Genomic DNA, 8,903 nt, shown 5'->3' on the forward strand with positions numbered 1-8,903 from the left:
ATGTACAAACTCTTCTTCCAGCTGGTCTTCAAGCGGATGGACCCGGAAGGCGCCCACCACCTGGCCTTCCGCTGGATCCGCCTCGCCGCCCGCGTCCCCGTCCTGCGCACCTTCGTGGCCGCCGCGTTCGCCCCCCGGTACAAGGAGCTGCGCACCGAGGCCCTGGGCCTGCGGATGCACGGCCCCTTCGGCCTCGCCGCCGGCTTCGACAAGAACGCCGTCGCGATCGACGGCATGGCGATGCTCGGCTTCGACCACGTCGAGATCGGCACCGTCACCGGCGAACCCCAGCCCGGCAACCCGAAGAAGCGCCTGTTCCGCCTGGTCGCGGACCGCGCGCTCATCAACCGCATGGGATTCAACAACGAGGGCTCGGCCGCCGTGGCCGCCCGTCTTGCCGCCCGCACCCCGGTCTTCCGCACCACCGTCGGCGTCAACATCGGCAAGACCAAGGTCGTCGCCGAGGCCGACGCCGCCGCCGACTACGTGAAGTCCACCGAACGCCTCGCGGCGCACGCCGACTACCTCGTCGTCAACGTCTCCTCGCCCAACACGCCCGGACTGCGCAACCTCCAGGCCACCGAGTCGCTGCGCCCGCTGCTCACCGCCGTGCGCGAGGCCGCCGACCGCACGGTCACCGGCCGCCGCGTCCCGCTGCTCGTCAAGATCGCCCCCGACCTCGCGGACGAGGACGTGGACGCCGTCGCCGACCTCGCCGTGGAACTGGGCCTGGACGGCATCATCGCCACCAACACCACCATCGCCCGCGAGGGCCTGGGTCTGACGTCCCCGCCCGACCTGGTGCGGGAGACCGGCGGACTGTCCGGCGCGCCCCTCAAGGAGCGCTCCCTGGAGGTCCTGAGCCGCCTCTACGGCCGGGTCGGCGACCGGATCACCCTGGTCGGCGTCGGCGGCGTCGAGAACGCCGAGGACGCCTGGCAGCGCATCCTGGCCGGTGCCACCCTCGTCCAGGGCTACAGCGCCTTCATCTACGAGGGCCCGTTCTACGCCCGCGCGATCCACAAGGGCCTCGCCGCACGGCTGGCCGCCTCCCCGTACGCCACCCTCGCCGACGCGGTCGGCGCCGCAACCAGGAAGGCCGTGAAATGACCCGGGAACCCTTCGGCGCACGCCTGCGCCACGCGATGGACACGCGCGGACCGCTCTGTGTGGGCATCGACCCGCACGCCTCCCTGCTCGGCGCCTGGGGGCTCCCGGACGACGTGGCGGGCCTGGAGCGCTTCACCCGTACGGTGGTCGAGGCGCTGGCCGACCGGGTCGCCGTCCTCAAGCCGCAGTCCGCGTTCTTCGAGCGCTTCGGCTCGCGCGGCGTCGCCGTCCTGGAGAAGGCCGTCGAGGAGGCCAGGGCGGCGGGCGCGCTGGTGCTCATGGACGCCAAGCGCGGCGACATCGGCTCCACCATGGGCGCCTACGCCGCGACCTACCTCGACAAGGACTCGCCGCTCTTCTCCGACGCGGTGACCGTCTCGCCGTACCTCGGCTTCGGTTCGCTGCGCCCGGCGCTGGACGCGGCCGCGGTCTCCGGCTCGGGGGTCTTCGTCCTGGCGCTCACCTCCAACCCGGAGGGCGCCGAGGTGCAGCGCGCCACCGCCGCCGACGGCCGCTCGCTGGCCCAGGTGATGCTGGACCACATGGCCGCGGAGAACGCGGGGGCCGATCCGCTGGGCTCGGTCGGCGCGGTGGTCGGGGCGACCCTCGGGGACGCCGGGGCCGACCTCGCGATCAACGGCCCGCTGCTCGCGCCCGGCATCGGCGCCCAGGGCGCGACGCCGGCGGACCTGCCGGGTGTCTTCGGCGCATCGGTCCGCAATGTCGTGCCGAGCGTGAGCCGGGGTGTGCTGCGTCACGGGCCCGATGTCGCGGGCCTGCGAGGGGCCGCCGAACGGTTCGCGGACGAGGTCCGCGCGGCCGTCACGGATGCGTGACACGGCCACGTAACAACGAGTTGACGGAATCCTGACCAAAAAACTCAGGTGTTATGCCAGGAATGTCCTGGTCGGCAGAGGCTGACCAGGACTTTTCATCTGTTCTCGCTGACTCCGGCGGCCTTGGCCGCTAGTCTCCGTCGAGGGCCAACGAGCACAGGTTGTTCGCGGCTCACCTGGTGAGGGGCTGTCCCGCCGCCTCACCGGTCCGTATCCGACAGAACGACATCCGAGGTGACGTAGGCGTGGCTCTTCCGCCCCTTACCCCTGAACAGCGCGCAGCCGCGCTCGAAAAGGCCGCCGCGGCTCGCCGGGAGCGGGCCGAGGTCAAGAATCGACTCAAGCACTCCGGCGCCTCCCTCCACGAGGTCATCAAGTCCGGCCAGGAGAACGACGTCATCGGCAAGATGAAGGTCTCCGCCCTGCTCGAGTCCCTGCCCGGCGTGGGCAAGGTCCGCGCCAAGCAGATCATGGAGCGACTCGGCATCTCCGAGAGCCGCCGGGTCCGCGGTCTCGGCTCCAACCAGATCGCATCCCTGGAGCGCGAGTTCGGCGGCAGCGCCGCCTGACGTTCTCGGGCACTCCCGAGAACCTGGATAATCGCTCCATGGCTGCAACATCCCGGGGGACGTCCCCCGTACCCCCGGACGTACGTCCGCGGCTGACCGTGCTCTCCGGCCCCTCGGGGGTCGGCAAGAGCACGGTCGTCGCGCATATGCGCAAGGTCCACCCCGAGGTGTGGCTCTCGGTGTCGGCGACGACCCGCAAGCCCCGCCCCGGCGAACGCAACGGCGTCCACTACTTCTTCGTGGACGACGAGGAGTTCGACAAGCTCATCGCCAACGGCGAACTGCTGGAGTGGGCCGAGTTCGCCGGCAACCGCTACGGCACGCCGCGCCGCGCCGTGCAGGAGCGGCTGGAGGCGGGCGAGCCGGTCCTGCTGGAGATCGATCTCCAGGGTGCCCGGCTGGTCCGCCAGTCCATGGCCGACGCCCAGCTGGTCTTCCTCGCCCCGCCGAGCTGGGAGGAGCTGGTCCGCCGGCTCACCGGCCGGGGGACCGAGGCGCCCGAGGTGATCGAGCGCAGGCTGGGCGCGGCCAAGGTGGAACTGGCCGCCGAGGCCGAGTTCGACACCACGCTCGTCAACACCTCCGTCGAGGACGTGGCACGTGAGCTGCTAGCCTTGATGCTGGAGGCTTCCGGCCACCGTGCCGGCGGCGCCTGAACGCACGACACGGGGCCCGGCCACGAGCCCCTGACTGTCAAAGATTTCTTTGATCTTCACCCCCTTCGGAAGGCAGAGAGTGTCCTCTTCCATCACCACGCCCGAGGGCATCATCAACCCGCCGATTGATGAGCTCCTCGAAGCAACCGACTCGAAGTACAGCCTCGTGATCTACGCCGCCAAGCGCGCGCGCCAGATCAACGCGTACTACTCGCAGCTCGGTGAGGGCCTCCTCGAGTACGTCGGTCCGCTCGTCGACACCCACGTGCACGAGAAGCCGCTCTCGATCGCGCTCCGCGAGATCAACGCGGGCCTGCTCACCTCCGAGGCCATCGAGGGCCCCGCGCAGTAAGCAGGAGACACACCTTCACCACAGGCCCGGCGGCCCGACCGCCGGGCCTGTGGTGTGCCCGGGGTCACCGAACCGCCCGCGCACCGGTGAGGCAGCATGGGGGAAGTACGAACGCGTACGGAGCCGAGTGCGGGGAGACGCAGTGGACAAGCCGAAGGTCGTTCTGGGGGTCAGCGGGGGCATCGCCGCCTACAAGGCGTGCGAGCTGCTGCGCCGGCTGACCGAGTCCGGACATGACGTACGGGTCGTCCCGACCGAGGCGTCCCTGCACTTCGTGGGGGCGGCCACCTGGTCGGCGCTCTCCGGGCACCCGGTCTCCACCGAGGTCTGGAACGACGTCCACGAGGTCCCGCACGTCAGGATCGGGCAGCACGCCGACCTCGTCGTCGTCGCCCCGGCCACCGCCGACACGCTCGCCAGGGCCGCCCACGGCCTCGCCGACGACCTGCTCACCAACACCCTGCTCACCGCCCGCTGTCCGGTCGTCTTCGCGCCCGCCATGCACACGGAGATGTGGGAGCACCCGGCGACCCGGGAGAACGTCGCCACGCTGCGCCGCCGGGGCGCCGTCGTCATCGAGCCCGCCGTCGGACGCCTCACCGGCGTCGACACCGGCAAGGGCCGGCTGCCCGACCCGGCCGAGATCTTCGAGGTCTGCCGCAGGGTCCTGGCACGCGGCCCCGTCGCCCCGGATCTGGCCGGCCGGCACGTGGTGATCAGCGCGGGCGGCACCCGCGAGCCGCTGGACCCGGTCCGCTTCCTGGGCAACCGCTCCTCCGGCAAGCAGGGATACGCCCTCGCCCGCACCGCGGTGGCCCGCGGGGCCCGGGTCACGCTCGTCGAGGCCAACACCCAGCTGCCCGACCCCTCCGGCGCCGACCTCGTCCACGTCGGCACCGCCGTGGAGCTGCGCGACGCCGTGCTGAAGGCGGCGGCCGACGCCGACGTCGTGGTGATGGCCGCCGCCGTGGCCGACTTCCGGCCGGCCCGCTACGAGACCGGGAAGATCAAGAAGAAGGACGGCCAGGAGCCGGCCCCCGTCGCTCTCGTCCGCAACCCCGACATCCTCGCCGAGGTCTCCGCCGAGCGCGCCGCGCCGGGGCAGATCGTCGTCGGCTTCGCCGCCGAGACCGACGACGTGCTCGCCAACGGGCGGGAGAAGCTGCGCCGCAAGGGCTGCGATCTGCTGGTCGTCAACGAGGTGGGGGAGCGCAGGACCTTCGGCTCCGAGGAGAACGAGGCCGTCGTGCTCGCGGCCGACGGCGGCGAGACCGCCGTGCCGCACGGACCCAAGGAAGCGCTTGCCGACACGGTCTGGGACCTCGTGTCGGCACGACTCGGGTGAATTTCTCGTGTCGACGCCCCGAGGGGCCCGATCCCTTGCGGGACGGGCCGGGACAAGGGCCGCGGGCGGCGTCCGGGACCCTCCGGACACCGCCCGGTGGGAGGACATAGCTCCCAAAGGGCGAGACACGGTGTCCGCTGGGCGGAGCCGACCGATAAACTGGTCCCGGACCGTGCCCGGGCGCAGCTCCCGGACGGTCCGGCCCATGATCAGCCAGCAGCCGCTGCAACCCCAGGGAGCGATGTGTCCCGCCGTCTCTTCACCTCGGAGTCCGTCACCGAGGGCCACCCCGACAAGATCGCCGACCAGATCAGCGACACCATTCTCGACGCGCTCCTGCGCGAGGACCCGACGTCGCGCGTCGCCGTCGAGACCTTGATCACCACCGGTCAGGTGCATGTCGCGGGTGAGGTCACGACCAAGGCCTACGCCGACATTCCGACCCTGGTCCGCAACAAGGTCCTGGAGATCGGCTACGACTCCTCCAAGAAGGGCTTCGACGGCGCCTCCTGCGGCGTCTCGGTCTCCATCGGCGCGCAGTCCCCGGACATCGCGCAGGGCGTCGACACCGCGTACGAGAAGCGCGTCGAGGGCGACGAGGACGAGCTCGACAAGCAGGGCGCGGGCGACCAGGGCCTGATGTTCGGCTACGCCTGCGACGAGACCCCCGAGCTGATGCCGCTGCCGATCTACCTCGCGCACCGGCTCTCCCGCCGCCTCTCCGAGGTCCGCAAGAACGGGACCATCCCGTACCTGCGCCCCGACGGCAAGACCCAGGTCACCATCGAGTACGACGGCGACAAGGCCGTCCGCCTCGACACCGTCGTCGTCTCCTCGCAGCACGCGAGCGACATCGACCTGGACTCGCTGCTCGCACCCGACATCCGCGAGTTCGTCGTCGAGCACGTGCTGACGCAGCTGGTCGAGGACGGCATCAAGCTGGACACCGACGGCTACCGCCTGCTGGTCAACCCGACCGGGCGCTTCGAGATCGGCGGCCCGATGGGCGACGCCGGCCTCACCGGCCGCAAGATCATCATCGACACCTACGGCGGTTACGCACGCCACGGCGGCGGTGCCTTCTCCGGCAAGGACCCGTCGAAGGTGGACCGCAGCGCCGCGTACGCGATGCGCTGGGTCGCCAAGAACGTCGTCGCCGCCGGACTCGCCGCCCGCTGCGAAGTCCAGGTCGCGTACGCCATCGGCAAGGCCGAGCCGGTCGGTCTCTTCGTCGAGACCTTCGGCACCGCCGCGGTCGACACCGAGAAGATCGAGCACGCCATCGGCGAGGTCTTCGACCTCCGCCCGGCCGCGATCATCCGCGACCTCGACCTGCTCCGCCCGATCTACTCCCAGACCGCCGCCTACGGCCACTTCGGCCGTGAGCTGCCGGACTTCACCTGGGAGCGCACCGACCGGGTGGACGCCCTGCGCGCGGCCGCCGGCCTGTAAGGGCCCGCTGGATTCCGTCCGTACGCGGGAGCCCGGACACCGAGCACGTTCGGTGTCCGGGCTCCCGCGCGTCCGCCCCGGGACCGGCGCCGCCGCGGGACCCGGGGCGGCTGTCAGTGCCGTCTGGTAGGGATAGGGCTGTGAGCAGCGACGACAAGCGGTCCGACGCACCCGAGCCCGGGGCGCCGGAACAGCTCGCGCTGATCCGCGAGACCGTGCGCACCGCCCAGGTGCCCCGCGCCAAGCCGCGCACCTGGCGCGGCGCCGCGCTGGCCAAGGAGCTGCCCGTCGCCCGCGTCCTGGTCAACAAGGGGGCGCTCCACCTCGACCAGTACTTCGACTACGCGGTGCCCGAGGAGCTGGACGCGGACGCCAGGCCCGGGGTGCGGGTCCGGGTGCGGTTCGGCGCCGGAGCGCGCCAGGTCCGGGGCGGACGCCGCGAGGGCGGCGGCCTCATCGACGGCTTCCTGATCGAGCGGCTCGCCGAGTCCGACTACAACGGCGCGCTCGCCGCGCTGGCCTCCGTCGTCTCGCCCGAGCCGGTCCTCGGTCCGGAGCTGCTCGTCCTCGCCCGTGCCGTCGCCGACCGCTACGCGGGCAGCCTCGCCGATGTGCTCCAGCTCGCGGTGCCGCCGAGGAACGCACGGGCCGAGGCGAAACCCTCCCCGGCCCCCCTGCCGCCCCCGCACGCCCCGGCCCCCGGGACCTGGACGCGGTACGCGCAGGGCCCCGCCTTCCTGTCCGCGTTGGCCGGCGGGGGAGCGCCGCGCGCCGTCTGGACCGCGCTGCCGGGGCCGCACTGGCCGCAGGAGATCGCCGCGGCCGTCACCGCGACGCTCGCCTCGGGGCGCGGCGCGTTGGTCGTGGTGCCCGACGGACGGGCCGCCGGCCGGGTTGACGCGGCCCTGACCGCCGCGCTGGGGGAGGGCCGGCACGCCGTGCTCACGGCCGGATCCGGTCCCGAGAAGCGCTACCGGGAGTGGCTCGCCGTGCGGCGCGGCTCCGTCCGGGCGGTCGTCGGGACCCGGGCCGCGATGTTCGCCCCCGTCGCCGACCTCGGCCTGGTCGTCGTCTGGGACGACGGCGACTCCAGCCACAGCGACGACAACGCCCCCTTCCCGCACGTCCGCGAGGTCCTGGAGCTGCGCGCCACGCACGGCCGGTGCGCGTTCCTGCTCGGCTCGGTGAGCTGCACGGTGGAGGCCGCGCAGCTCGTCGAGAGCGGCTGGGCGCTGCCGCTGCGCGCGGACCGCGAGCACCTGCGGACCGCGGCGCCGCTGGTGCGCACGGTCGGCGACGGCGAACTGGCCAGGGACGGCGCGGCCCGCGCCGCCCGGCTGCCCAGCCTGGCCTGGCAGACCGTCCGGGACGGGCTGGGCACGGGACCGGTGCTCGTCCAGGTCCCGCGCCGGGGGTACGCGCCCCGGCTGGCCTGCGAGCGCTGCCGGGAGCCCGCACGGTGCCGGCACTGCGCCGGACCGCTGGAGGCGCCCGACCAGCAGGACCTGAACTGCGCCTGGTGCGGCCGGGCCGAGACGTCCTGGCACTGCGCGGCCTGCGGCGGCCGCCGGCTGCGGGCGCAGATCGTCGGTGCCCGCCGCACGGCGGAGGAGCTGGGCCGGGCCTTCCCCGCCGTGCCGGTCCGCACTTCGGGCCGCGACCACGTCCTGGAGTCGGTCCCGGACCGGCCCGCGCTCGTCGTCAGCACACCCGGCGCCGAACCCGTCGCCGAGGGCGGTTACGCGGCGGCGCTGCTGCTGGACGGCTGGGCGATGGTCGGGCGCCCCGATCTGCGGGCGGGCGAGGAGGCCCTGCGCCGCTGGATCGCGGCCGCGGCGCTGGTGCGCGGCCGGCCCGACGGCGGCACGGTCGTGGTCGTCGCCGAGCCGACGCTGCGCCCGGTGCAGGCGCTGGTGCGCTGGGACCCCGTCGGCCATGCGCGGCGCGAACTGGCGGACCGGGCCGAGCTGGGCTTTCCGCCGGTGTCCCGGATGGCGTCGGTGGCGGGGGCGCCGGAGGCCCTTGCCGCCTTCCTGGCCGCCGCCGAGCTGCCGTCCGACGCCCAGGTGCTCGGCCCCGTCCCGGTGCCCGCCGCCGGGGCGGGACGCCCCCGCCGCCCCTTCGAGGCACCGGCCGGCCAGAGCTGGGAGCGGGTCCTGATCCGCGTGCCCCCCGGCAGCGGGGCGGCGCTGGCGGCCGCGCTCAAGAGGGCCCGGGTCTCGCGCCCGGGGAACGGCGCGGGTGCGGTGCGGATCCGGGTGGACCCGCCGGACATCGGGTGAGCGGTGCGGCGCGCGCGGTGTGTCCGCGCGTGCTCCCGGCCGTGGGCGTCGCCGAGGGCCGGGGTGAGAGGGCCGGACCCGGGTTGGATCCGCCGGGCCCCGCGTGAGGGGTGCGGCCCGCTCGGTGTCGCCGTGTGCGCCGATGTCTTCGTGGACCCCGTGGCGGAGGTTCCGGTGCCCGTCGCCGGAGGGGCACCGGAGGAACGTTCCGCCGCAGAGGTACGAGTGACCGGCCGGGGGGAGCGCCGCGCGCCGTCTGGACCGCGCTGCCGGGGCCGCACTGGCCGCAGGAGATCGCCGC

Annotated in this window: 8 protein-coding genes; all 8 read left to right on the forward strand. The window is 73.4% G+C overall.

Annotated features, from left to right (window positions below):
- The 8 genes from ACFVDM_RS28145 (at position 1) to ACFVDM_RS28180 (ending at position 8,602) form a co-directional block, all read left to right on the forward strand.
- The gene (locus tag ACFVDM_RS28145; protein ID WP_383646097.1) at positions 1 to 1,110 is read left to right on the forward strand and encodes a quinone-dependent dihydroorotate dehydrogenase; all 1,110 of its coding nucleotides are present in this window, start codon (positions 1 to 3) and stop codon (positions 1,108 to 1,110) included.
- A complete protein-coding gene (gene pyrF, locus ACFVDM_RS28150) occupies positions 1,107 to 1,946 on the forward strand; it encodes an orotidine-5'-phosphate decarboxylase (protein ID WP_383646099.1) in 840 nt (279 codons plus the stop codon). The genes ACFVDM_RS28145 and pyrF overlap by 4 nt, the downstream gene beginning before the upstream one ends.
- A 245-nt stretch (positions 1,947 to 2,191) precedes the next feature.
- Positions 2,192 to 2,515, forward strand: a complete 324-nt coding sequence (locus tag ACFVDM_RS28155) for an integration host factor (RefSeq protein ID WP_018524251.1) — start codon at positions 2,192 to 2,194, stop codon at positions 2,513 to 2,515.
- A gap of 38 nt (positions 2,516 to 2,553) precedes the next feature.
- Complete coding sequence (gene gmk, locus ACFVDM_RS28160; protein WP_383646103.1) at positions 2,554 to 3,171, forward strand: guanylate kinase; 618 nt, start codon at positions 2,554 to 2,556, stop codon at positions 3,169 to 3,171.
- A 79-nt stretch (positions 3,172 to 3,250) separates the two neighbouring features.
- Positions 3,251 to 3,523 carry a DNA-directed RNA polymerase subunit omega gene (gene rpoZ, locus ACFVDM_RS28165; RefSeq protein ID WP_003970369.1) on the forward strand — a complete coding sequence of 91 codons (273 nt, stop codon included), beginning with the start codon at positions 3,251 to 3,253 and terminating at the stop codon, positions 3,521 to 3,523.
- A gap of 142 nt (positions 3,524 to 3,665) precedes the next feature.
- Positions 3,666 to 4,868 carry a bifunctional phosphopantothenoylcysteine decarboxylase/phosphopantothenate--cysteine ligase CoaBC gene (coaBC, locus tag ACFVDM_RS28170; RefSeq protein ID WP_383646106.1) on the forward strand — a complete coding sequence of 401 codons (1,203 nt, stop codon included), beginning with the start codon at positions 3,666 to 3,668 and terminating at the stop codon, positions 4,866 to 4,868.
- A gap of 243 nt (positions 4,869 to 5,111) precedes the next feature.
- The gene (gene metK / locus ACFVDM_RS28175) at positions 5,112 to 6,320 is read left to right on the forward strand and encodes a methionine adenosyltransferase (protein ID WP_383646109.1); all 1,209 of its coding nucleotides are present in this window, start codon (positions 5,112 to 5,114) and stop codon (positions 6,318 to 6,320) included.
- A gap of 140 nt (positions 6,321 to 6,460) precedes the next feature.
- A complete protein-coding gene (locus ACFVDM_RS28180) occupies positions 6,461 to 8,602 on the forward strand; it encodes a primosomal protein N' (RefSeq protein WP_383646112.1) in 2,142 nt (713 codons plus the stop codon).
- The last annotated feature ends 301 nt before the right edge of the window (positions 8,603 to 8,903 follow it).

The organism is Streptomyces sp. NPDC057682 (assembly GCF_042799575.1).
Lineage (GTDB): Bacteria > Actinomycetota > Actinomycetes > Streptomycetales > Streptomycetaceae > Streptomyces.